The following is a 22917-nucleotide window of genomic DNA, read 5'->3' as shown; positions in this document are numbered from 1 at the left end:
GAAGTAGCTTTTTTGTTCATTTCATTTAGAAATTCTCGATAATTTTAGGAAAAAGTTAATGAATTATATAATTTTTTTAAAGTTTTTTTAAAAAGTTTCCTAATTAAGAAGGAAAATTATTATTTAATAGAGAATAAATAAACACTAATCATAATAGATGAAAAGTAAGTGGTTAATAGTATAAAATAAGAATAAGAAAGAAAATAGCTATCAAATACAAATAACTTTTTGTTATTTTGTTTTATAAATAGAGCGGAAACGAGGTGTGGTTCTAAATGGAACCGAAGAAATACGTTTTAGACCATTTTGATGATTTTTTTGTTATCTTATTTAGTAAAAATGATAAGTCAGATAAGCTTGTCATTCTGAAAGAGAAATTCACGATTGATGCGAAAGAAGGAGATCAACTGGAAATCAGCATTAATGACGAAAAATCAGGATATAATATTAAGCTTCTCAAAGAAGAAAAAGATGAAAAGAGAAAAAGATTGCTAGATTTAATTGAGAATATGGATAATAACTAGTTTCTTGGGGTGTGCCATAAGTAGAAAGCTTATGGTACGCCCTTTTTCTTTTGCAGAAAACCTATTTGTTGTGCTCCTGCGGAGGTTGCATAGTCATGCCACCATCCTCGTCGCGAATGGAGCGTCTCAAAAAGATTTTTCAGATGCTCCATTTTCTATATATGGTAAAATGTAGAGGAATTTGTATGGAAGGGGGGAAAGGATTTATGAAATATGAAGTAATGAAAGAAGCAGAGGCTTTTTATTTTCCGGGAAATGAAATTGGCGTTTTAGTCATTCATGGTTTTACGGGCTCTACACAAAGTATGCGATTTTTAGGAGAGAGAATAGCAGAGGCGGGCTATACGGTATTTGGTCCTCGTCTAACTGGTCATGGTACAGATCCAGAGGATATGGAAGCTTCTAGCTATGAAAATTGGGTAGAGGATGTCCAAAAGGGTGTTGATAAGTTAAAGGAAACTTGTCAAAGTATTTTTGTGTGTGGCTTATCTATGGGTGGTACGCTAACCTTATATTTAGCTGAAAATAACCAAGAGATTAAAGGGATTATGCCAATAAATGCTGCTATTGATCTTCCAGAGTTTATAAGCAATTATGAGTTGTTGTCCAAATCAAATACTAGATTTGTAGAAGGAATCGGCTCTGATATTAAACAAGAGGGAGTAAAAGAGTTAGCGTATTCTAAGACACCTGTTAAATCGATGGCTGACATTATTACTTTAACCAATGAAGTGAAGGGTAGGCTTAGTCATATCACTGCACCAGCACTAATCTTTAAATCACAAGAGGATCATGTAGTTCCTCCACAAAATTCTGATCTTATTTACGAATCTATCTCCTCTCAGGATAAGACCTTAGTCGAATTAAAAGAAAGCTATCATGTGGCAACTCTTGATAACGACAAAGAGGAAATTGCACAAAAATGCATTGCTTTTATGAAAGAAAGAATATAACTTTCTATAGTAGGAAACAGAAAACCCCTAGAACTCCTTTTAAGGGTTCTAGGGGTTTTATTATGCTCACTAGTGAGCAATTTAATTAACGAGAGTAGAACTCAACTGTCGAACGAATCGTTGTCGTGTAGATGGTTTTGAGGTTTATTCAAAGAGTTGCCCCCAAATTCAGCCCCACTTTGTTCTAGTGTCTTACTAAAGATTATCATTGACTCTTGTTCCATCTCTTCAAGTACGTGCCCGTATATATTATTTATCATATCTGGAGTATTGCCGAGTCGTTCCGCAATTGTTTTTACATTTACGTTGTTTAACATAAGCAGGGTAGCGTGAGTGTGGCGTAATCCGTGTATAGTGATATCAGGCAATTTTTCATCCCCATTGTTTTTTACAGATACATTGGCTGCTTCTATTACGCGTCTCAATGAATAAAGAAGACCATTATCTGTATAAGGTTTTCCAGTTTGACTTGAAATAAATACAAATGATTTATCGGAATATTTTAGACCATAATCGAGCATTGTTTTTTCACACCAAGCCCGATATGCTTTAAGTTCTTTCATAATGTTAGGATCCATTAATATTGTCCGGTAGCTATTTTTAGTTTTAGGTGTTCTTAAGCCTTTGTTGTCTCTTGTTTGCATAACAGTTAACGTGTTTCTGTCAAAGTTAAGGTTTTCCCAAACTAAGCCCAAAGCTTCTCCTTTACGTATCCCGGAATAGCTAATTACCAATAATGCCATATATGGAGTTAAAGGTACAGTTTTTTTTGCGAAATCAAGGAAAGTTACCAATTGCTTAGAATTAAAATATTTAAGCTTTTCTTTTGATTGGTCAATTTTGCTGTTTGTGATAGCTATTTTTGTAAAACGATTGCGAGCAAGAATTTCGTCATCTACTGCTGAGTTAACAGCAACTTTAAACAACTTGTGGAGCAACTGCACGGTAGAAACCTTGTAACGCTTTAATAGAGGGTTTATAAACACTCTTTTATAAGTAGATTTGTCTAGTTTTTGTAGATTGTAGTGACCTAACAGTGGTTTGAAATGCAATCTTATAGCCATTTCACGCTGTTTAATTGTAGTTAATTTCCAACTGTGTTTATTGGATTCGAACCAAATATCTACCCATTCTGACACTGTAAGTTGGTCATGCTCCACTTGTCTAACATGACCATTTAATAGAGCTGCTTTGACTTCTATTAGAGCCTTAATAGCAGCTTGTTCGGTTTTAAATTTTGCTCGACTTTTTTCTCTTCTTTTTCCTAACTCGTCGTAATATTTGTAACGATACATCCATAACTTTTCTTTTCTAGAGTAGTAAGAGTAAACACCGGGTTCTTTGTTAGACCTGTTTAATGTCATTTTGCATCTCCATTCTTTCTTTGCATGGTGGAAGCGAATAAGAATTAGGATGTATATTTTAAATTATCACCAGTATTTACCTGAACTTTTAGGATTATCTTCTACACTATTCTCTTCAAATACTAATCTTAAGAGACTTAAAGCTTTAATCTTCTCTGAATTGCTTAATAATCTGCCGTTAATAGTAACACCATATTGGCTTGATAACATATCTTCAAGTGGTATTGTAACATCTGATAAATCAGTTTTAGGGCTTCCAGTATCTTTATGCATTTCCCCTATATAATTAAACTCTTTAGTAAAACTATTGAGCTGATTAAAATAACTAAATAGGTTATGTGCTTCTTCCTGTATTGTGGAATCTAACTGGTTTTGATTGTTACCATATTTATATACTCGGTAATAGTCTAAGAAATTTTCCCAACAATCTAGGCTTTCATAAAGGTTTTTATCTGTAAGATTTAAATCAATAGTTTCAGGTGGTATTAATTCTATTCCAATATCAATTTTACTTAAGTGTATTAGGATACCTACAGGTATATCTAAGGATTTAGCAAGTTTTACTATAATTATAGGGGAAGGGTTGTTATTACGATTGTTTTCAAGTTGAGAGAGATATGGATGTGAAATTTCGATTCTTCGAGCAAGTTCCCTTAGGGATAGACCTTTTCTTTTTCTTCCTTCTTTGATAACCGTTCCAAAGTCTGTCATTATTAGCACTCCTTCTAATTATTTCGTATTAACAATATATCACCCCATTGGTTGTTCGTCAACCGAATTTGGTTGATAGTGGTTGACAGAGTGTAATTGTGGCTTTATAATTAATTCAAATATTAGAAATTTTGTTGGAGGAAGTGACCAGAGACGAAATAGTGTTTTGAGGAAAATCGTTAAGTGAATTAAGTACAAAGAGATAGTGGCAACTCATTGATTACAAGTCTTAATGGGGTAATTTTGATATAAAGAGTTATTTAGATACCAAACGGGTTAATGTGAGTAACTAAAAAGATAGGAGATAAATATATGATTCCAGCCCAAATTTCACTTGATATTGATGAAAAGATTATGAAGGATTATATCATGAATAAGATTGACGAGCATTTAAGCGAATATTTTTTCTTAATAGACCTGGAAAAGCTAATGAAAATCACTTGCATGAAATCAAGATATTTAGAAGAGTTTATCCTAAATGATCCTCGAGTGAAGCAATATGAACGTAGGAAGTCACGCAAGAGATATTGGCTATATAAGCCGACAATGGAAGCTATTGAACAGATAATTAATGAATGGGAGTAAAATTTATATGCTTGGGAGAGCGAGCATGGACTTGAAAATGTAAATAATGGTAAAGAAGATGTCTTTAAAGTTTGTTGTTGATAATGTATTTAAATAACAAACGGAACTCCCATATACCGGAAGTTCCGTTTGCTTTATTGTCTAATTATACTAAAGCTCACATTAGTTTAAGTACGTTCTTTCACATACTTAACCAAATTGTTCATTGATTGCAGGAAGCAGCCCCTTTACTTCTATAACTTAAGTCGATCAGGTGTCTGTATATGAAGTGGTTTTTGAACAGTTAATCAACCATGCAGCTTTTCGAATCTATCATCGAGAAATCAATAGTGTAAGAATTGAGTTCTCTAAATTATTGGTTCATATTATGCAGAAAGAGCGACTTCGAATTTTTGCGGTCAGAAATGGCTCGCAAAAGCAATATTTAAATAGTGATTCAAAATATCTGCGATTCTTCTTAAAAGGAAGTCTCGCTTTTTCTTATGTTTCGAATGGAAAAATGATACAATTATATGTATTCTGTAAAATGTGGGGGATTAAATATGAAAAACTATTTAACAACTATAAATCACGATTTACAAGGATTAAGAAAACTATTGATAGAAGGACAGTCTACTAACAATTTTACCTCAGGTCCTATTTTTTCTCTTTTCCGTGATATTTGTATAACTCTTTACGAAACTAATAAAGTATTGAAAGAAGATGGGGTTATTCAATCTGATTTACTACATATGCAAGTGATTGAAGAAGTCCGTCATAAGGTGAAGTCTAATCAAGGTTTAAAAAACAGAAAAACCTTTAATAAACTTCTAAATGGACATAAAAGTGTTTTTGGGAGCGATATAGATAATCTAGGATTTTATCTAGATAATCAGATTTTGGCTAGCACTACTTTATTTCCTACTTTCGTTTTCGCTGATACCCCTTTATTTAATCAATTTGATAAAGAAACTACTCTAAGCTTCACATCCAGTATTGGTTCAATATTACAGGAAGTTCTATATTATATTAATAAACCTATAAATTTAGACTCTAAACCATTACTAATTCTTAATGAAAAAGAATATATTCAAAAGGATATTTGGGATCAGAGATTTTTTACAAATGATATAACATATAATGTATTTCTAACTCGACTTCTTCTTGTTCAAAATGAACTAACTACCTGCATTTGGCTAGAAAATCACTTAGACTATCATTCACCAAAACTAAACTTTGATAAATACATCTTATTACGTTTAACATCCACAAAGTTATTTGAAACAATGCGGAATTTATTGGATATTAAAAATCGGCCTGAACTTGAAAATTATTGGATTAACTCGAACTTAAACAATTTAAATTATTTACTTGCTGAGTACGAAAATACACTTGAAGATGAGATGAAAACTCTAAGAAATATGATTCATTATAATAACAATGGGATTAATTTTTATGACCACCTACAGCAGCGAATTAAAAAGGAACTTGAATACCCGGATAGATTAATTAGAACTATATTTAGTAATTACATATATACAATAAGAGAAGCTATTTCTAATGCCATTAACATTCAATCTTATGAAAGTATGGACGATATTGAAAAAATTGCACGTCGGATTAAAAGTCTTACTAACGAATTTTAGTTCAATAACGCTTATTTTATGCTGAAGTAAATATGGTTATTTTGGGTAAATAAAAGATAGAAATATCTTAGTGGGTTTATAATGGGCATTATACAACAATGGCTATAAATCAACGTTTAGATAGAGGTAGAACCGAAGTTCTAATCCCTAGTTGTAATTAATTGATGGTGAAGAGAATTTGTTTGGTAAACATTTAAAGAGTAACTTTCGAAAGACAATAAAGGGGATTCCATACTCATTTTTAATTACTAAAAATGCACAAGAGATTGTAAAGTTATTGAACTTCATACTGAGAACAGCTACCAAACAAGTAGAAGGAGAAGTGTTTAGTAGAAACCTAATCCAACAAACCAGATCAATGGACAAAAGTTAAGTTTTATCAAATACTTCTAATAATAGTAAGTTTGATTGAAATATATGATGAGTTAATTATTCCAAATTCAAAATAAATAGGAGGTAAATAGTATGCAAATGAAAATAGAAGAAATTACTTACAGAAGAGTTAAGGAAAAATGTTATTTAATTGAAGATGTTGAAGGGAAATATTTTATTATATATGGAACACGTTTTAGAGAAGTCAATGATGGAGATGAATTGTACACTGTAGTTAGGTTATTTTTAAAAGAGGATAATGATCTTTCTTGGAGATTTATCCATACAAGAATAAAACATGATAGAGATGAGGGTATTAAAGAACTTAGTAAGTCAAAATGGCTTTATCTAAATGATGTAAAAGATAGGATTTTAGATGTAGGTACTCTATTTGTAGATGGAGAAAAGAAAATTTAAATAAAATTAAGTCACATCTAATGGTATGGCTTTTTTGAAAATTTGAGGTGGTTATTTATGGATGATAAAAAAGTTGTAAGAATACCAATCACGTATACGCAACGAAAAATTAATGAGCATGGCAATGGATATGTACCTTGTGAAGTATCTAGTAGATGGTTGCAGTTTGACACTACACCATCAAATGATATTTACATTGGGGTAAATGTAATGACAGAGACGGAAAATAATAAAATGAAAAAAATCTGTGAACTAGTATTGAGGAAGGAAGATTTACTTAGAGCTTTAAACTCTCTAGAAGTAATTGATAAATAATTAGTTAAGTCACATTCATATGAGTGTGGCTTTTTCTATGGTCAAATTTAGACACAGGAGGTGTTTATCATAGAAAAATTAGGATGTTTTCTAAAAGATTGTTGTTTTTTAAAAAAGTTAGACAAATAATCTTTTTTAATATATAAAAAGTAACTTTTTGTAATTTAATAAGTCTAATTGGTAGTAGAATAAACTTGGATGTGGTTATATGAAAAAATACTTGTTCTTAATGTTGTTAATATCCCTATTGTTACCTTCTGCCTGTTCTAATGGAAAAACGCAATCATTAGAAGGGTTTTATAAGGATGCAAAAATTGAAAATGTAGATAAAGTTATCATTCAAGATGGTTCAACTAAAACCATAACTAATCAAGAACAAATCGTTGAATTTCTATCTCTGATTAAAGAAATAGAATATACTCCACAAGATAATCAAGGAAAACGTGAAGGGTGGCGATATGGTATCATTCTTTTTGATTGCGAAAAAGAATTTAAGTTTACTCTAAATCAAATTGATAATACCTATTACGATTCGAATCCAGATATTCGCCCCATTGTAGATACTACTACAAACAGTTAGAAATTGTAGAAGAATAAAGAACTCAAAAACTCCTAAAGACCTCTTATAATGAGGTCTTTCCTTATGCACTTCTTAGCGTTTCAACAGTAGTATTGTGGATTTTTGACACGCTGAAATAAGCATTTGTTCTACACGTTTATCGAATGCTAAATTTTTTCCTAATTCAAGCCAACGGAACCAATAAAGGTAGTTGTCTAAATAACGAGTTCCAACACCTTGAAATCGTTCCATCCAACCTTTTAGGCGATTATGAAAGTTATTAACGTGTTGAATGTGGTAGATACCCTTTTTCATACGTTGTTTTTGTCTTTCATTCAAAGTTTCGTGTTGTAATCACTTAATTCTTGTAAACTTCTTATAGTTGGTAACTGTATCTGTGCAATCTAAAGTGTCCTTTAGGGGGTTCTTAAAGAAAACTTCAATCATAATAGTTATCAGCATAGCGAACTTATTAGATGTACTCACTGCTTCAGGTGTTTCAGATTCTATATAAGGGGAGAGTAATTTTTAACCTTTTGGTTATAATTAAAAAGAAGTAAATCAGTAGAGGTAAAAGACACGTTGGAGCATTCTCTTAAGTTATTAAAATAAGTATTGACTCTCTTACTCTTAACAATTACGATGATAGAGTAATATTATTCTGATTATTGGGAGGTGCCAAAATTGAGGGAAAGATTGAAAAGAAGAAGTTTATATAAGCAAAAATATAAGACCAACACGAACCTTATTAAAGGGTAAAGTGTTGGTCTTTTTTTGTTGCCTATAGTCAACGAGAATTTACAAACGTTTACCTGGTAGAAAAAATTAGCTAGGAGATGAAATAATGGATAAAACGATAAGAACAAATAAGTATACGTACTTTCACGGGGAGGAAGTAAAGGTTAGAATAAAGGAAATAAACAAAAAACACATCAAAGTCTTAACGCCATATCCTGAAAATGGAGAAGGCATTGTGTTTTACAGATTTTTAGCGTTAGATCCTAAGTTGGGTGATTTAAAAGTAGGGCAAAGTCTTATTGTCTGTTATCTTGGGGATTTCAATGGCAAATCCATTTTTGGAAATACCATTCAAATTGAATATTTATGGTATGCATTAGAGGGAACAATAGATCTAAACAAATTAAAGTGGATTTCTGCTTGGGTCTAGAAATACATTTGGTTTAACTTTGCTGTTTAGTATATACAATGTGAAATCTGTTAAACAAATTATATAAGCTAACTCTTTTGTTATGAATCTCCTCAATTTTGTATAAGATATGATAAACAAAAATAGAGGAGAAAACATATGAACAAACATGAGTTACTTTCAATGAACGAAGAAGAGAGAGTTAAAGTTATTAATGAAATGTTACTTGGTGCTGACATAACAAAAGTCGAGGATGTCGCAAAAAAAATTGGGATAAGTGCCTCAGTCTTGGGTAAGATAATGACTCAGGAAGGATTATATCGCTATTCGCGTTCCTTCAAGCAATATGTCCCTCGAGAAGGTAAAGACTCTAACGTTACACAGGATAAGAATGAAGTTGTAAAGTACCTTCAAGAAAACTATCATCTTATTAAAAGACTGCTAGATAGAGAGTCAAAAGCAGATACCGATAACGTATTGGTCTTATCTCCGAAAGTAGTCCAGTCGAGCAGTGAGTATGTAGTTCGAAACACTAAAGTGGGGAAAAGTGTAAATGAGCAATTTACTAAACTTTGTGAGGAAAAATTTTCTTATCTTAAAATGCAGGATCTTTTAGCCCAAGCGATGGTAGAATTTACTGAGAAATATGGGTAATCGAATAGTAAAGGATAATAATCATACAAGACTGATAAAAAAAGGAGAGTTCTTATGCATCTACTTACTACAATCTTGGCAGTGCCATTGCCACCACAACCCTGGTAAATCTGTCGGGTAGAAGGCTTATTACTTTTGCTTTCTATTACTTAGACAATAAAAGATGGAGGCACGTTATAGTGATAAAGTCATTTTATGCAACTAAAACTTTTAAATTGGTAATAGATTTTGAAACAGGAACACGAGTAATAGATATAAAGAATGTAAATAACCTTGATTATTTATTGTTGAAAGAAGTTAGTGAAAATCTAGATTTGTTTTTATCAGCAGAGATTGATGAATCGAAGGAAGAATTATGTTGGAAAAATGGATTAAGGATTACACTCAACCATCTTTATAAGGAAAGTACAAATTTGGAGAATTTACTCGAAACTCCGAGAAAAAAAAGAGTTAGGCCTCTTAAAGTAACTCAATTCACAGGTGAAACTAAGATAGAAAAAGAAAACAAGGCTTTGTTGGAAAAAATCAAATCACTTCGTTACAAATAAAATATATTATCTTTGGCTTCGCTTCTAAAATTGATGCGAGGCCATTTCATTGTACTCAACTGTTGCGTTTAGAAGATATTTATCAGAATTAATGGGACCCTATTTACAAAACATCAAGAATTGCTTGAATATGAGCAATCCACGCAAATTAGTTTGATGGAGAGACTGATGATTTTAGAAAATGGTTCTGGTGGTAACTAAATTTAAAGCAATTGAAACCTATAGGAAAGCGAACAAACGTATTGAAGCTGAAATTGTTGGTACTAATAATTAAGATGTAGGTAGTAGTCCGTCTGTAGAAAACGAATTTCCGGTTATTGCTTTCTCCATTAGATTGGTGGACTAATACTTTTTTCCATTGTAAAAAAGGTCTACTTTGCTTCTTTTCTCTAAGAATCTAGGAAATTTAACTTCTACATTCCTTATAAAAGGCTTGAGGTCACTTAAACTATAGACTTGCTTGTGACAATGATAAATTTGTAACAAATTATATCGCATTACAAGACCTTCATCATTTAGGATAATAAACATTTCATCACATGGTTCCAACTCCGAGTGATATTCTCTCTCATACATAACTAAGAGCAAATCTGGGGATATTGGGAAAGCTATTTCTACACCTTTCGAAGATAATCCTGTATTGCTCATATAGGGATCAGCAACATTGCCATTCCTAACTATTGGATTGTCCGAGGTGATAAATTTATCTTTTGTCGTATTTATATAGAATAACCATATGTGCCTAGAGATAGTTGCTGATATACTTTCAGTTAGTTCTGAATCAAATAACATTCCTGCCTGTACAGTTTTTTGATCTGTATTTCTAATTTCATCAAGAAAAGAAGTCATTTTACTTGTAAGCATCACTTCTTTGTCAGACATTGCACTAAATAATTTTTCTGATGCATCTGAAATAGCTTGTCTAACATCCTTTGTTCTCAGCATTTGAATAGCTAAAAAAAATGCCAGGTCAGCTTTTTCATCTTTTGTTATTGCAAGTTTGAAAGAAGGCACATATGTCATTTTTGCTCTAGTCTTTATTTGATTTAAGAGATTTTTAAAATTTCCTTCTATTTCCTTAGAAAAGAATTTTTCAATAACCTGTTCCTCATTCATGAAGCTAGCAATAGGGTTGTCTTCTCCCAATTTGTCGAAGTGAAAATATTTACCTTCGGCAGCAACATGTTTAATGTTTGATATGAAATGTTTTTTCTGCCCTTTATCATAGACATAAACCTGTTCTTTTTTGTTAGAAAAATTTCTTAAATATGATTGAGGTACATAATGCTCCATTTTAACTCTTGACATAAAATCTCATCCCCCTCATGTTCCTATTTTCTTGTGGACATTGCTAATTATAGCTGTACGTCATCTATGATTCCTAAACATAACTCTTTACATTACAACATTTTGGTATCTTTTTATCAGAGTGTAGGTTGGTAATTAGGTCAGAAAGATAATCTTGTTATGATAATGTTCGGTGATTAAATTAGATTTTGTTCGGAAGCGATCTATATACCTCCTACTTTAATACCGCGGTATTATGATTTTGATATATTGATAAACAAAAATGTATAGGAAGCTATAAAACTACTTAAGGATTTCACCCAACCTTAAGTAGTTTTTTTGTTCAAAAGATTAGTAACTATTAAGAACAAGTATATACATAGCTATCACACAAATTCAATTTAGTATTGAAATTTCTAAAGTTTAATATAACGACAAGTTAGTGAATTCTAATGCTTTTACAAGCATAAAACCTTGTTCGACTTAGATAACGGAATGAGAAGTGTAGTAATGAATATTATGTTGTAAAAAGGAGGAGTTACATTGATATCAAATAATTACATCAAAGTACCACTTAATGACGTTGTCATGGAGATTATAGAAGGAATATGGAGATTAAAGAATGCTAAATCCTCTAAAAGACATACAGCCTCTACAAGAAATGAAAGTATTATTCGTTGTAATAGAGATAATATGAGCAGTACGTGCCCAGCCTCATGTGTCAGAGGCTCTGTGATTCAAACACTTATCTATCTTTTAAGTCAGTACAAACTCACAACTACCAAAAAAATAGTCTTTAAAGCTAGTGAACTAACTAGACTTAGAGGAGTGGTTGCACGTTCAGAAAACCGAAAAACACTATTAGAAGATTTGCAGTTTTTGTCTGAAATTGACATGGAGATAAATTATACAGTAAAGGGCATACAAAAACAAACCAGTTCTGGAATACTAAAAAAATTTAGTGTTATTAATCAAAGTGTACAAGTTGTCTTTGATTCTTGGATCGAAACAGTGTCTTCCAATAAATATGTGGAACTCCCAGTAGAGTTTTTTCAATTTAAAGGACAGAGATATTCCCATTCAATACTAGCGATGCTAAAGGTCACACAACTTATGCATATGTCTAAGAACAAATTACGGATATCCTCTTTACTCGGCTTTCTTGGATATGATCAGCACAGTTTATCTCGTAAGCGACTATCGGCTGTGGGAGTACTGATTTCAAAAGTTGTTAGCGACATAAATAAAGCAGATAGCATCTGTGTGAGTATTGCCCAGTCAGAGTTTACTTCATTGCTAGAGTTGCAAAATACAATGATGCACATTAGATCCAAAAAGAAAATAGACACTGGCTAATGAGATATAAAATATACAGTATTACAACAGCAAACATACAGTACTTGTATATAAAACATACATTACCTATTACCAAAACATACAGTACTTGTACAAGTAAGGAGAAGAAAACTCATATATATCAATGGTTTTGGAGTATAATTTGCTCCTAATAAATTAATAACTTAATAAATTAATACAAGTGCAAGTAAAGCTGCTTGCTACTTAATGTACTACCAGTGATGTGGTTGGACAGCCATACTTCTAATTTTTAGATTAGAAGTTGTGTCTTTCCTATAGATGAAGGATTAATTCAATTCTAGGTAACAGCAAAAATAGCTGCACGTTTTTAAAGGAGCCTAAAAGAAATAAGGGGCAAATTGATGCTGATACAGGTTTATAGATTTTTCGATTCGAAAGTAAATATTAAAGAGCATAAAGCATCTCGTTAACAATCATACAAGGAGGAACTATACATGCCGTTACATCATGACAGACTGAAGGATGATGCACTATCAAGAGCACTAGCAAGCATTAATTTAAAGGAATACATTGAAACCACTTCGAACCAAGTTGCAAGACATGAAGGAAAAGGTGTTTATGTTTTACCAGTATGCCCTATTTGTGGAGGTGGGGCTCATTTAAAAGTAGGGGATTTTGCATTTATTACCTTTGCAGAATGTGCTAAAAGTGGCACGTTAATAGATTATCTTATTGCCAAAGATGGACTTAGTACAGGCGAGGCGATAAAACAGGTGTTTAGGTTAGCAAAATTAACACCATCGGAGTTCAATGTACAAGAATCAACAATTATTAGGAGAGAGGCTTCACAAGATAGCCTTGTAAGTTACAACTTTGCTCCATTTGTTGAGAGAGCAAGTCTTGATGTTGGATATACAGACTACTTTACAAATCGAGGGTTAAGCAAAACAACCATTACTAAGTACAAACTGGGGTTTGCCAAGGATGGGCTAAACAAGCTAGAGGGAATGCCTACAGATTCAACCAAAAAACGTTTTAGAGGAAGATACAAATATATCTTTCCTTTTCTAACTCAAGGGTCAGAGGATAAGGTAATTTATTTGCAAACCAGAATGGATCCAAAAGAACTTAATGAGTGGGAGCAAAAACACCTAAACTTGCCAAAAGCATATAACCTTCCTGGTTTATCAATTCCGCTATATAACGGATTTCATCTAAATGAAAAACACAAAGTTGTTTTTATAGTAGAGGGACCATTTGATGCACTTTCCATAGAAGAAATTGGATACCCTGCTATAGCTTTATGTGGTGTTAGTAATTTAAATAAGCTCATCAATGAGATAACGAAACGTAATATAACTGAAACCACTTTTATCCTAATACCCGACAATGATCAGGCAGGCAGCAATCTAAAAGACAAGTATAGCTCTGCAATGCAACGTATAAATGTAAATCATAAAATCCTTGAAATCGAAAAAAGTTATAAGGATGCTAACGATCTGTTAATTAAAGACCGGTCAAAATTAGAAGAACTGGTTACACAAAAATTAAAAGAAATTGGAGGAACCAACAATGACTAACATTAACAAACCAGTCAAACCAGTCATAGAAAGCATGGAACAAATCTTGCAAGAAATGAAATTACAAAGAAATCAGCGATTATCTACGGGCTTTGAAGCCATAGACAAATTGTTAATAGGAGGACTGCCAGTAGGGCTTTCTATATTAGGAGCCATACCGGGAATGGGGAAAACTACTTTCCTATTGCAAATTGCAGACGAAATGGCGAAAAATGGACACCTTGTACATTACTTTGCTTACGAAATGTCAAGAGTAGAGCTTGTTTTAAAAAGTTTATCAAGAATCTCATATGAGAATGAAGAGATTGAATCAATGACTACAGATATTGTTCTAAGTAGATTACAGAGTAATGTGGAGGATGAGGTGAACAAAACATTGAGTCATTATGAAAAGAGTGCATCAACCTTATTCATACATCAATGTGATCAAACAATGAATTTCGAAAAACTAAAGAAACTAGTACTTGATTCGAAACCAAGATTGCAGGATTATAAAAAAATAGTGGTTATCGTTGATTATCTCCAAATTATGCCAATGGATGGAGCGAAATCAGAGAAGCAACATTTAGATCAATTGGTACCGGAGTTTAAAAGACTATCACGAGATAAAGAGATTTGTGTAATATTGATTTCTAGTCTAAACCGATCAAATTACAATAAAGACCTAGATTTCTCATCATTCAAGGAAAGTGGAGCAATAGAGTACGGTGCTGATATTATTTCCGGTCTCCAATTCAAATCTAAAAAAAATCAAAAAAACAAGACCAAAAATCCATCAGATTCGATTCAACAAGAGAGAGAATTAATTTTTAAAGAAAAGGCAAAAGAAACAAGGGAGATTGAGTTTGTGTTATTGAAAAACCGAAACGGGGTTGGTGTTGGAAAGGTTGATTTGGACTATTATTCCAAGTATCATTTTTTTGAAGAAGTTGTTGAGGGGGATGAATGGTAATTTGGAAGATGTGTAGTTATTGAACAAAAATACTTCGAACATAAGGGATAGCGAGAATTTTGGAATCCTTATCCTTTTTGTTTGAAGTAATTTAGCATGGAGATAAATATATTGTTGCCAAACAATTCGTGAATTCTAGATAGGGCTTAAGTTTAGAGGTTTTTTATTATTTTTTTAGACTGTTTTCTCAAAGAATGTCGCTGTTAAAACAAAAAGAAGGATTTAATCTACAAATGTGTAGACTAAAACTAAATAAATAAAAACATCGAATTTCAAAATTCGATGTTTTACTTGTATTCAATAATTTAATGCAATAATTCTTCCCATTGTATAACTTCTAAAGACTCAATGTTTAATAAAGCTGATTTAGGATTTGTGTCCTTAGAATCCTCTCTGTACTCTATTTTCACTAGATTAACCGCAGGGTTATCCCAGAAATCACGAAAATCTTTCGCAGATGTCCATGTTATCTTCATTGATTCGTCGATTAATGTATTTCCTTCAACATCCACCAATTTATAATATTCTTTACCTTCTACAAAGTAGCGGTTATTACTATATAAAGGACCTATCATTTTTTTTACCGAGAACATTTCTTTCCCTGTCAAATCATAGAAAGTACCACTCGTCTTACCGCTTCCAGAATTCTCTGTATGGTTATAAATCAACCCTTCTGCATATCCAGAGTCAAGTTCATATTTAAGTGTATCTCCTTTTTCAGTGAAAACAGCATTACCATTTGTATCAAAAATAACATCTTCACTACTATTGAAATGTATTTCAAACAGATTATTTTTGGCAAGGAATTCATCATAATAAAATTCCGAAACTCTATAATCATCACCGGCTGTATCTCCGATAGAGTCATTTAAGACATTGCCATTTAAGTCCAGTATTTTCACTTGAGGGTAGTCCTCTTGGTATGTAACTATCTTGTCACCAATGAAAGAAAATGAATCCTCTTCACTTAAACGGATGTCACCACCCATAACTTTGTAATTACCATTTTTATCATAAATTACGTCATCCCCATGCGTAATGTTGTTTTCATAATATCCATCAGCATACGCATAATCCCCTTCATAGTCTTCGATGTCAATATCAGATTTTCTATATGCTTTAGAATCAAGTAGTTCCGCTACTTCGTTACCACTCTTGTCAATTGTGATTAATCTTGAATTAGATAAATCATCTCTATCTTCCTCAACAGTAGAAACAATAGCCAAATCGCTACTAAAGGTTCTTACGCTACGGTAAATTGGTTCTATAACCCATTCGCCTTTTGGATTAATGAAGCCCCATAAATCTTTACCTTCTCGCATTTCTCTTGTATCTGGTACTGATACTGCTGCAAGTCCATCAGAAAATTCCAACATTTTATCATTTTCTAAATCAACAGATGAATTAAATTCAGAAGTTGGTTTCATTAACCATTCGAAATTATCATCTATTGTCCCAAAATAGATTTCTCCATCTTTTTCGAGCTTTACTACATTTACATTTTTATCATATGATTCAATATCCATTACTTGATAACCCTGTTCTAATAAGGTTGTTTGAATTTCTTCTTTCTTTTCATTATTAGAACCTACAAATTCACTCGACTCTTCTGATGTTTGGCAGGCTGTTAAAGATACTCCTAATACCGTTAGTGCCAATCCTTTAGTAATCCAATTATTAAACATTCTAACTCTCCTTTAAAAACTATATTCCGATAAGTTATCGGAGTATAATAGTGATATTTTATTTTTTCCTAAAGTTTTATTGAAATTGTCCCTTTTGAAAAAGAGATTGAGCAAAATTTACTAAAATTCTTCAACTAACCTGCTGCGTCAGTACAATTATTCCAACAAAAATAGGCATTAATTGATACGGCAACAATCTTTGAGAAAACAGCTTTTTTTTAAGAGAATTAATATTGCTTCCATCATGCACAAAGTCAATTCTCGATTAGTCTTATAGAGCTATAGAGAGCTGCAGGTTATGGTTTATTAGTAAAGCTAAAAAGGCTCGTAATGAGAATGCAATTAGAGCGTTACTCACTAAGAACCAATGGATAAGTTAATCAATTTAGTAAATGAGTGATTCTGAGTTATTGAATTTGAATTTTTGCAGTTTGAATCTTACTTTGCACACTTTCGTATGTAGAATTTAGATTTCTAGAATACTCGATATAAGAACCTACAGGGTCTGTAGATAGGCTAATAAAAGTATTATAAGTCTCATACAAGTCTAAAATAGTTTTATAATCTGATTCGAATTTTGACGGTGGATTTTTAAGTGAAGATAATTTGTCTGTGATAGCACCATAGTTGTCTAAAGCTACTGATGTTTCATCTAATGTAGCGATTGTCACTATTGAAATCATTGTATCAAAGTTCCCTTTCTCTAACCCTGATCCTAAGCTACCACCGAAATAAGCTCTATTTGCCCAATTTATAAATGGTTCAATTTCTTCTTCGGAAATTTTTAATTCTTCACTTAGGGTAGATATTGGGATACTTCTATCTATTATTTCTCCCCAATATTTTTGATAAGTAGCACCAATTATTGCTGATTCAGCAGTCGAAAGTTCTATTTCATTTAATAACGAACTTAACTCAGAAGAATATTCTTTTTCTTTTACATTATTATTCCAAATATAATAACCAACTCCAACACTGATGATAAGAACCGATATTGTGATTGCTATGACTAGCCCTTTTTTCATTATTCCAACCTCCTTGTATAAACAAATTGTACCATAAATGTGTATAGTTCCAAAGTATTGTTTTAATTGGTATAGAGAGGGGTGGTAAAACTCGATTCATGTAGGAGCGTTCTAGGGAACTTTTATTTACTTGCTAGCTCTGATAGTTAATTTAGGTAAGCCTTTTTTAGTGAATCTAATTTCTTGTGAGCGTTTAGTCTTTATTTTCGAAGTTCTCTTTGAATGATTCAAATTGAAGTTTAAGATCTCACTTCCATCTGTTCTGAATTTTACCCATAATACTCTTTGAATCGTTATGCCTAAGATTTTTCTAAAGAACCCTCTCTTGGTAAGCACTTCGGTTAAAATTATACAAATATCTACAAATTATGAAGTGAGGATCTCATACATCCGAGAGCGATACCTATACTTAAACCTACTGGCACTATTAACTTAAATATAAGAAAAGGGGACACGCTTATTGTGACGAAGATTGATCGTCTTGCTCGTTCCTTAATGGGCTTAAATAAGATAGTAGAAGAACTTCGGGAGAGAGGGGTAAATGTAAGATTTCTTAAAGAAAATATGGTCTTTGAAGCAGAAGGTAAGTCTAATAGTTTGGGTGTTTTATTATTTAATATACTTGGTTCTTTTGCTCAGTTCGAACGTGATCTTATAGTAGAGCGAACAACCGAAGGTAGGGAGAGGGCTAAAAAACAGGGAAAACATATGGGAAGGAAGGCAGGCTGGATTTACTCCTAAAGCAATGCAGAAGGCTATAGAACAGTATAATAACCGTTTGGAAAATAAAATGAGTGTTACTGATATATTAAAGCTGAATGGAATACCTAAAGCTACCTTCTATGCTGAACTTAAAAAATATGAGTCTAAATAACTATTTGTTATTCCTTCTTATTTACCAAATAATTCTAGACTTATATGTAAATGTTATTTATTATAAAAATAGATAAAAAGTTGGAAAAAGGAGGAATAATGGAAGTGAAAAAATTTTTATTGGTCATCGTCTCTCTTATTATATTTTTAAACTTGGTACCAGCAACTATTGTTAATGCCAACACTAAGGAACTAAAAGTACATTTTATTGATGTAGGACAAGGGGACTCGATATTAATTCAAGCTCCAGGTGGTAAGACAATGCTTGTAGATGGTGGCCCAAAATCTTCAGGGGAAAAACTAATAGCTTTCTTAAAATCTAAAGGTATAAAGAAACTGGATTATGTAGTAGCAACACATCCAGATGCCGATCATATAGGTGGATTAATCTCTGTGTTAAAAACATTCCCTGTTACTCGTTTTATCGATAGTGGGAAAGTACATTCTACTCAAACGTACTATGAGTTACTTTCGTTGATTGACAAGAAGAATATTAAGTATCTTATTCCTAAAACAGCGGACACTTTTCAATTAGATAAAAACATGACTACTCAAGTACTATATATAAACGAGGATGCGTCTGATAGTAACGATGCTTCTATTGTAATGAAATTAACTTATAACAAAGTTTCATTCTTATTAATGGGTGATGCAAGTACAGAAATAGAAGATCAAATACGTACAGATTTTGATGTGGCTTCGACTGTGTTGAAAGTTGGACACCATGGTTCTGATACAAGTAGTTCTCCAAAATTCATTAGTAATGTAAAACCAAAGGTTGGGATACTAAGCTATGGAAAAAATAATTCTTATGGGCATCCTAATAGCAAAGTTGTAAAAAGCCTCAAAAATGTTAACTCCAAAATATATAAAACCGCTACTGATTGTGATATTACAGTAACTACAAATGGCGTTAAACATTCGGTTACAAGTGGATGTAAGAAAGCAGCCTCTAAAACACCTGCAAAGGTACCTGTGAAATCAACTGTTAAAACACCAGCAAAGACTACTGTTCAAACTGGATTTAAAAACTGTACAGAACTAAGAAAGGTTTATCCAGATGGAGTGTCTAGCAGTCACCCTGCGTACTTATCTAAATTTGATAGAGATAAAGACGGTTGGGGGTGTGAGCGATAATGAAAAATAAAAAATTTACACTTGATAGAATAGAGGAAGATTTTTATGTATTTTTAGAGTATCCAGAAGAACAGAATCAGTTGTTAGTTCCAGTAAATAAATACAGTGGAAAGCTAGTGGAGGGTGAAAGAGTAATTATAAGTATTGTGGATTCAGAATACTTAATAGAAAAATTGAATGATGAAACAGCTAATATTAATGAAAAAGTTAATGCGTTAATAGAAAAACTAAAGAGTAAAAATAAATAATAAAGACAACGCCTATCCTATTTGGATAGGTCATTATTTTATAAAGAATATTGGAGAGAGAAAACTGAAGTTTGAAATTATTTTATCCTTAATCAAGTCCTTTAATATTTTTCTTTATTTAGGACCTCTTCAATGGAGGGACCTATATAACCTAAAGTTAAACGTAAAACGGCTAATGTTATATAAATTCCTAATAGAGTAATATAATGAGTGGTTTAATGCCTTTTTGTGTTGAACTTCTTATTGAAGTAAAGGGGCAGGATAGTTGAAGAAGAATATGGATTTTGCGTTAATATTCCATTACTGGACTTAGGAGTGGGAGATTATTTGAACATAAACGTTGATTGTATGCTATTCAAAATATAGAAAATGGACGTTATTATGAGAAAACGCAAGCTAGAGGTGATGGATATTTAGCTAATAATGCGATTAAATTACGTACACAATTTTTAGAGTTGCTAGATTTGATTGAAAATGATGCTCCATCATTACATGAAACTTTAACTAATCAAATTTTTTTAAAGACAGAGGAATAATGCTGTAAGCAGAAGTATCAGATAAATACGGATTAGGGAAGTGTTTAAATGAATTATGAAACTGTAATGAAGCAGAGACCACATGTAGTAATTTTAGGAGCAGGGGCAAGTTGTGCTGCTATTCCAAATGGGGACAAGTATGGTAAGAAAATATCTGCAATGAGTGGATTTATAGAAAAGTTAGGGCTTGGACATATCCTTAATAAAGTTTCTATTCATACACAATCAGATAACCTTGAAGATATTTATATGGAATTAGATGCACGTAGTGCAACTGAACCTAAATGTCTCGAGGTAAAATCTGAATTAGAAGAAATTATTAATAGATATATGAGTGACTATAAGCTACCAAGCGAACCAACTATTTATGATTTTCTAATACTAAGTCTTACCCAAAAAGATTTAATCGCTACATTTAATTGGGATCCTCTTCTAGTTCAAGCTTTTCAACGTGCTCTTACATATACTAAAAATCTTCCCAATCTTGTTTTTTTACATGGAAACGTTGCTGTTGGTTATTGTGAAGAAGATAATGTTATAGGTTATGTGGGAAGTAAATGCAAATGTAACAAGTTTCTTAAACCAACAAAACTACTATATCCAGTTAAGCAAAAAGATTATAACAGTGATGTTGCAATCCAAAAATCATGGCAAAGTTTAAGTAATGCTCTCGAGAAAGCATACATGGTTACAATTTTTGGATACAGTGCTCCTGCAAGCGATATTGCTGCAATTGAAATGATGGAGCAAGCATGGGGTTCAATTGATAAACGAAACTTAGAGGAAATTGAAATAATTGATATTAGAGATGAAAATGATGTATTGAATTCATGGAATAATTTCATTCATACTCATCATTACTCATATGTTACTAACTTTTTTGATACTACATTAGGAATGTTTCCAAGACGAACCTGTGAAGCAACATTTGATAGAACAATGAATTGCCAGTGGCTTGATTCTACAAAAGGTTTTAACGAGAACATGGGTTTTGAAGACATAGATATTGCCATTAAAGAACTACTTATTGATGAAATCTCAAAAAAGGGTACAATCAAGATGCTTAATAACCCATACAAGTAAAGTTCCTAATAGAAAATTTGGATACATTAAAAAGATACAAATGTTGATATAACAGCATTTATAGATTTTTTTAACTATCGATTTTAATGAATACAATCATGTCCAAAACACAATTGTTACGTCTCTGTGTAAACTTGTTTTAGAAGAACCTGAATTTGTTTTTTTAATTGTTCATTTTCAAGTTCTTTTTCTTGTAATCGCTTTTTTAAACTCGCAATTAATACATCTTTAGATGCATCTGTCATATTTCGTTTAACTTGTTTCGAGGAAGTCAACACTACTTGCTGAGTTCTTAGTAATTCTATTCGATTTCTTAATTCTTTGTGTTTATACAAATAACTTTTAGAAACATTTGCCTCTTTTGCTACAGAGTTAAAGTTGATTTTGTCTTGTTTTTTAAGTAACTGTTTTATAGCCTCATCGACCTTACTTAAAGTTTCCTCACTCTTAAGTTTAGCGTGCTTTACCATTGAATCTGTATTAGTGCACTTATTCTCAAACCACCTATTTTTTATAACATTATACTATAAATTAGCATGCTAAAATAAAAATTAATAATAAAAGACCACACTCACTTAAGAAAGTGATCTATTTAGAATGGATAAAATTATAAAGGTGCCAACCACGGTTCTTTTGTTCGGAGTAAGCGTTGAAGAAGCAGTTTCCATTAAAGAAGAAGATGTTAAGTATAGAATGGCAATTAGGGATGGAAAGTACGGAGAAAAATAACTTTTATTTTTTACTAACGGGTGCGTTGATTCAAGAAGGGATTAACGCTCTTTTTGGTGAATTCCTTATTATAGAAACGGGGCAGGTTAGTTCAATAAGAATATGGTAATATTAGGTTAGAAATAAGGGGGAAGTGTCTTGAAAAACAATTTTTTCGTTTTAATACTTATTGCACTATTGTTGTGTGGATGTTCGAAAACTAATTCAATTACTTTTACTTTTCCCGATAAACTGGATGTTCCAGATGAAGGTAAGTATACGGTTTTCTATATTGAGGATTTATCTGGAAATAATGTGATGAACGATGATATGTTACCTATATTTCTACAATCAAAATCTCCTGATAAAATGTCAACTTTAATATACCATGACCTAAAAGATTTCAACCAATTATATGGCTATCAATTTGACCTAAATAATACTCCATACTATATCTTTTTGGATTCTGAAGAAAATGTCTTTCAAACAAATGACATAAATGAAGCCGAGAAATTCTTCAATGAAAATATTGTTAACTAATAACTTTATTTATTATATTGTGAAACATTTCACTGTAACTCAGGGGCATTGATCCAAGAAGGGATTAACGCTCTTTTTGTTGAATTCCTTATTGTACAAACGGGGCAGGTTTGTTGAAGAAGGAGGTTTTTTTGCAATTGCGTTGAATAAGTTAATATATGTAAATTGTTTA

Annotated in this window: 27 protein-coding genes and 1 pseudogene; 21 read left to right on the top strand and 7 right to left on the bottom strand. The window is 32.1% G+C overall.

The window, feature by feature from the left end:
* Positions 1-275: 275 nt before the first annotated feature.
* Positions 276-524, top strand: coding sequence for a DUF3006 family protein (locus AC1ECF_RS14225; RefSeq protein ID WP_480390097.1), 249 nt, complete (start codon positions 276-278; stop codon positions 522-524).
* 206 nt (positions 525-730) lie between these two features.
* Entirely contained in the window at positions 731-1477 is a 747-nt protein-coding gene (locus tag AC1ECF_RS14220) for an alpha/beta hydrolase (RefSeq protein WP_480390096.1), read from the top strand.
* Between the two features lie 101 nt (positions 1478-1578).
* Here the strand turns inward: AC1ECF_RS14220 and AC1ECF_RS14215 are convergent, their stop codons facing one another.
* Positions 1579-2841, bottom strand: coding sequence for a tyrosine-type recombinase/integrase (locus AC1ECF_RS14215; protein ID WP_480390095.1), 1263 nt, complete (start codon positions 2839-2841; stop codon positions 1579-1581).
* A gap of 66 nt (positions 2842-2907) precedes the next feature.
* Positions 2908-3552 carry a helix-turn-helix domain-containing protein gene (locus AC1ECF_RS14210; protein WP_480390094.1) on the bottom strand — a complete coding sequence of 215 codons (645 nt, stop codon included), beginning with the start codon at positions 3550-3552 and terminating at the stop codon, positions 2908-2910.
* A 312-nt stretch (positions 3553-3864) separates the two neighbouring features.
* Between AC1ECF_RS14210 and AC1ECF_RS14205 the strand changes: the two genes are divergently transcribed.
* The 5 genes from AC1ECF_RS14205 (at position 3865) to AC1ECF_RS14185 (ending at position 7446) form a co-directional block, all read left to right on the top strand.
* Positions 3865-4137: a hypothetical protein gene (locus AC1ECF_RS14205; RefSeq protein ID WP_480390093.1), complete on the top strand. Its 273-nt coding sequence runs from the start codon at positions 3865-3867 to the stop codon at positions 4135-4137.
* A gap of 542 nt (positions 4138-4679) precedes the next feature.
* Positions 4680-5762 carry a hypothetical protein gene (locus tag AC1ECF_RS14200; RefSeq protein ID WP_480390092.1) on the top strand — a complete coding sequence of 361 codons (1083 nt, stop codon included), beginning with the start codon at positions 4680-4682 and terminating at the stop codon, positions 5760-5762.
* 465 nt (positions 5763-6227) lie between these two features.
* Entirely contained in the window at positions 6228-6551 is a 324-nt protein-coding gene (locus tag AC1ECF_RS14195; RefSeq protein ID WP_480390091.1) for a hypothetical protein, read from the top strand.
* Positions 6552-6608: 57 nt separating this feature from the next.
* Positions 6609-6866, top strand: coding sequence for a hypothetical protein (locus AC1ECF_RS14190; protein WP_480390090.1), 258 nt, complete (start codon positions 6609-6611; stop codon positions 6864-6866).
* Positions 6867-7074: 208 nt separating this feature from the next.
* Positions 7075-7446 carry a hypothetical protein gene (locus tag AC1ECF_RS14185; RefSeq protein WP_480390089.1) on the top strand — a complete coding sequence of 124 codons (372 nt, stop codon included), beginning with the start codon at positions 7075-7077 and terminating at the stop codon, positions 7444-7446.
* A 61-nt stretch (positions 7447-7507) separates the two neighbouring features.
* On the opposite strand, the pseudogene AC1ECF_RS14180 reads toward AC1ECF_RS14185, so the two are convergent.
* Positions 7508-7836, bottom strand: a pseudogene (locus tag AC1ECF_RS14180) (IS1595 family transposase); the annotation flags it as partial.
* Here AC1ECF_RS14180 and AC1ECF_RS14175 point away from each other — a divergent pair.
* The 4 genes from AC1ECF_RS14175 (at position 7823) to AC1ECF_RS14160 (ending at position 9774) form a co-directional block, all read left to right on the top strand.
* On the top strand, positions 7823-7939 hold the full coding sequence (locus AC1ECF_RS14175; RefSeq protein WP_480390088.1) for a phage holin family protein: 117 nt from the start codon (positions 7823-7825) through the stop codon (positions 7937-7939). The pseudogene AC1ECF_RS14180 and the gene AC1ECF_RS14175 sit on opposite strands and share 14 nt — an antisense overlap.
* Before the next feature lie 330 nt (positions 7940-8269).
* On the top strand, positions 8270-8593 hold the full coding sequence (locus AC1ECF_RS14170) for a hypothetical protein (protein ID WP_480390087.1): 324 nt from the start codon (positions 8270-8272) through the stop codon (positions 8591-8593).
* A gap of 138 nt (positions 8594-8731) precedes the next feature.
* Positions 8732-9226, top strand: a complete 495-nt coding sequence (locus AC1ECF_RS14165) for a hypothetical protein (protein ID WP_480390086.1) — start codon at positions 8732-8734, stop codon at positions 9224-9226.
* 179 nt (positions 9227-9405) lie between these two features.
* Positions 9406-9774 (top strand): hypothetical protein, encoded by a 369-nt coding sequence (locus AC1ECF_RS14160; RefSeq protein ID WP_480390085.1) that lies wholly within the window; start codon positions 9406-9408, stop codon positions 9772-9774.
* Positions 9775-10116: 342 nt separating this feature from the next.
* Here AC1ECF_RS14160 and AC1ECF_RS14155 read toward each other — a convergent pair whose 3' ends face one another.
* Positions 10117-11082 carry a DUF4238 domain-containing protein gene (locus AC1ECF_RS14155; RefSeq protein WP_480390084.1) on the bottom strand — a complete coding sequence of 322 codons (966 nt, stop codon included), beginning with the start codon at positions 11080-11082 and terminating at the stop codon, positions 10117-10119.
* A gap of 522 nt (positions 11083-11604) precedes the next feature.
* Between AC1ECF_RS14155 and AC1ECF_RS14150 the strand changes: the two genes are divergently transcribed.
* The 3 genes from AC1ECF_RS14150 (at position 11605) to AC1ECF_RS14140 (ending at position 14910) form a co-directional block, all read left to right on the top strand.
* On the top strand, positions 11605-12417 hold the full coding sequence (locus AC1ECF_RS14150; protein WP_480390083.1) for a hypothetical protein: 813 nt from the start codon (positions 11605-11607) through the stop codon (positions 12415-12417).
* A 455-nt stretch (positions 12418-12872) separates the two neighbouring features.
* Positions 12873-13958, top strand: coding sequence for a toprim domain-containing protein (locus AC1ECF_RS14145; RefSeq protein WP_480390082.1), 1086 nt, complete (start codon positions 12873-12875; stop codon positions 13956-13958).
* Positions 13951-14910, top strand: a complete 960-nt coding sequence (locus AC1ECF_RS14140; protein WP_480390081.1) for a DnaB-like helicase C-terminal domain-containing protein — start codon at positions 13951-13953, stop codon at positions 14908-14910. Before AC1ECF_RS14145 ends, AC1ECF_RS14140 begins: the two co-directional genes overlap by 8 nt.
* Before the next feature lie 305 nt (positions 14911-15215).
* Here the strand turns inward: AC1ECF_RS14140 and AC1ECF_RS14135 are convergent, their stop codons facing one another.
* Positions 15216-16595, bottom strand: a complete 1380-nt coding sequence (locus AC1ECF_RS14135) for a WG repeat-containing protein (RefSeq protein ID WP_480390080.1) — start codon at positions 16593-16595, stop codon at positions 15216-15218.
* 407 nt (positions 16596-17002) lie between these two features.
* Positions 17003-17620 carry a hypothetical protein gene (locus tag AC1ECF_RS14130; RefSeq protein WP_480390079.1) on the bottom strand — a complete coding sequence of 206 codons (618 nt, stop codon included), beginning with the start codon at positions 17618-17620 and terminating at the stop codon, positions 17003-17005.
* 462 nt (positions 17621-18082) lie between these two features.
* Between AC1ECF_RS14130 and AC1ECF_RS14125 the strand changes: the two genes are divergently transcribed.
* The 5 genes from AC1ECF_RS14125 to AC1ECF_RS14105 all read left to right on the top strand — a co-directional run bounded on the left by AC1ECF_RS14125 (position 18083) and on the right by AC1ECF_RS14105 (position 21497).
* Positions 18083-18361, top strand: a complete 279-nt coding sequence (locus AC1ECF_RS14125; protein WP_480390078.1) for a recombinase family protein — start codon at positions 18083-18085, stop codon at positions 18359-18361.
* Between the two features lie 237 nt (positions 18362-18598).
* Entirely contained in the window at positions 18599-19630 is a 1032-nt protein-coding gene (locus tag AC1ECF_RS14120) for an MBL fold metallo-hydrolase (protein WP_480390077.1), read from the top strand.
* A complete protein-coding gene (locus AC1ECF_RS14115; protein ID WP_480390076.1) occupies positions 19630-19878 on the top strand; it encodes a DUF3006 family protein in 249 nt (82 codons plus the stop codon). Before AC1ECF_RS14120 ends, AC1ECF_RS14115 begins: the two co-directional genes overlap by 1 nt.
* Positions 19879-20222: 344 nt before the next feature.
* Positions 20223-20414: a hypothetical protein gene (locus tag AC1ECF_RS14110; protein ID WP_480390075.1), complete on the top strand. Its 192-nt coding sequence runs from the start codon at positions 20223-20225 to the stop codon at positions 20412-20414.
* A 48-nt stretch (positions 20415-20462) separates the two neighbouring features.
* Positions 20463-21497, top strand: a complete 1035-nt coding sequence (locus AC1ECF_RS14105; protein ID WP_480390074.1) for a hypothetical protein — start codon at positions 20463-20465, stop codon at positions 21495-21497.
* Positions 21498-21613: 116 nt separating this feature from the next.
* On the opposite strand, the gene AC1ECF_RS14100 is transcribed toward AC1ECF_RS14105, so the two are convergent.
* Positions 21614-21967, bottom strand: a complete 354-nt coding sequence (locus AC1ECF_RS14100; RefSeq protein ID WP_480390073.1) for a DUF6262 family protein — start codon at positions 21965-21967, stop codon at positions 21614-21616.
* A gap of 127 nt (positions 21968-22094) precedes the next feature.
* On the opposite strand from AC1ECF_RS14100, the gene AC1ECF_RS14095 reads away from it, so the two are divergent.
* Together AC1ECF_RS14095 and AC1ECF_RS14090 are read left to right on the top strand one after the other, a co-directional pair.
* Positions 22095-22226, top strand: coding sequence for a hypothetical protein (locus AC1ECF_RS14095; protein WP_480390072.1), 132 nt, complete (start codon positions 22095-22097; stop codon positions 22224-22226).
* A gap of 138 nt (positions 22227-22364) precedes the next feature.
* The gene (locus AC1ECF_RS14090) at positions 22365-22745 is read left to right on the top strand and encodes a hypothetical protein (RefSeq protein WP_480390071.1); all 381 of its coding nucleotides are present in this window, start codon (positions 22365-22367) and stop codon (positions 22743-22745) included.
* Positions 22746-22917 lie beyond the last annotated feature (172 nt).

It is taken from the genome of Psychrobacillus sp. Z3-81, from assembly GCF_056620325.1.
This window is presented reverse-complemented; position numbering and strand designations above follow the sequence as displayed.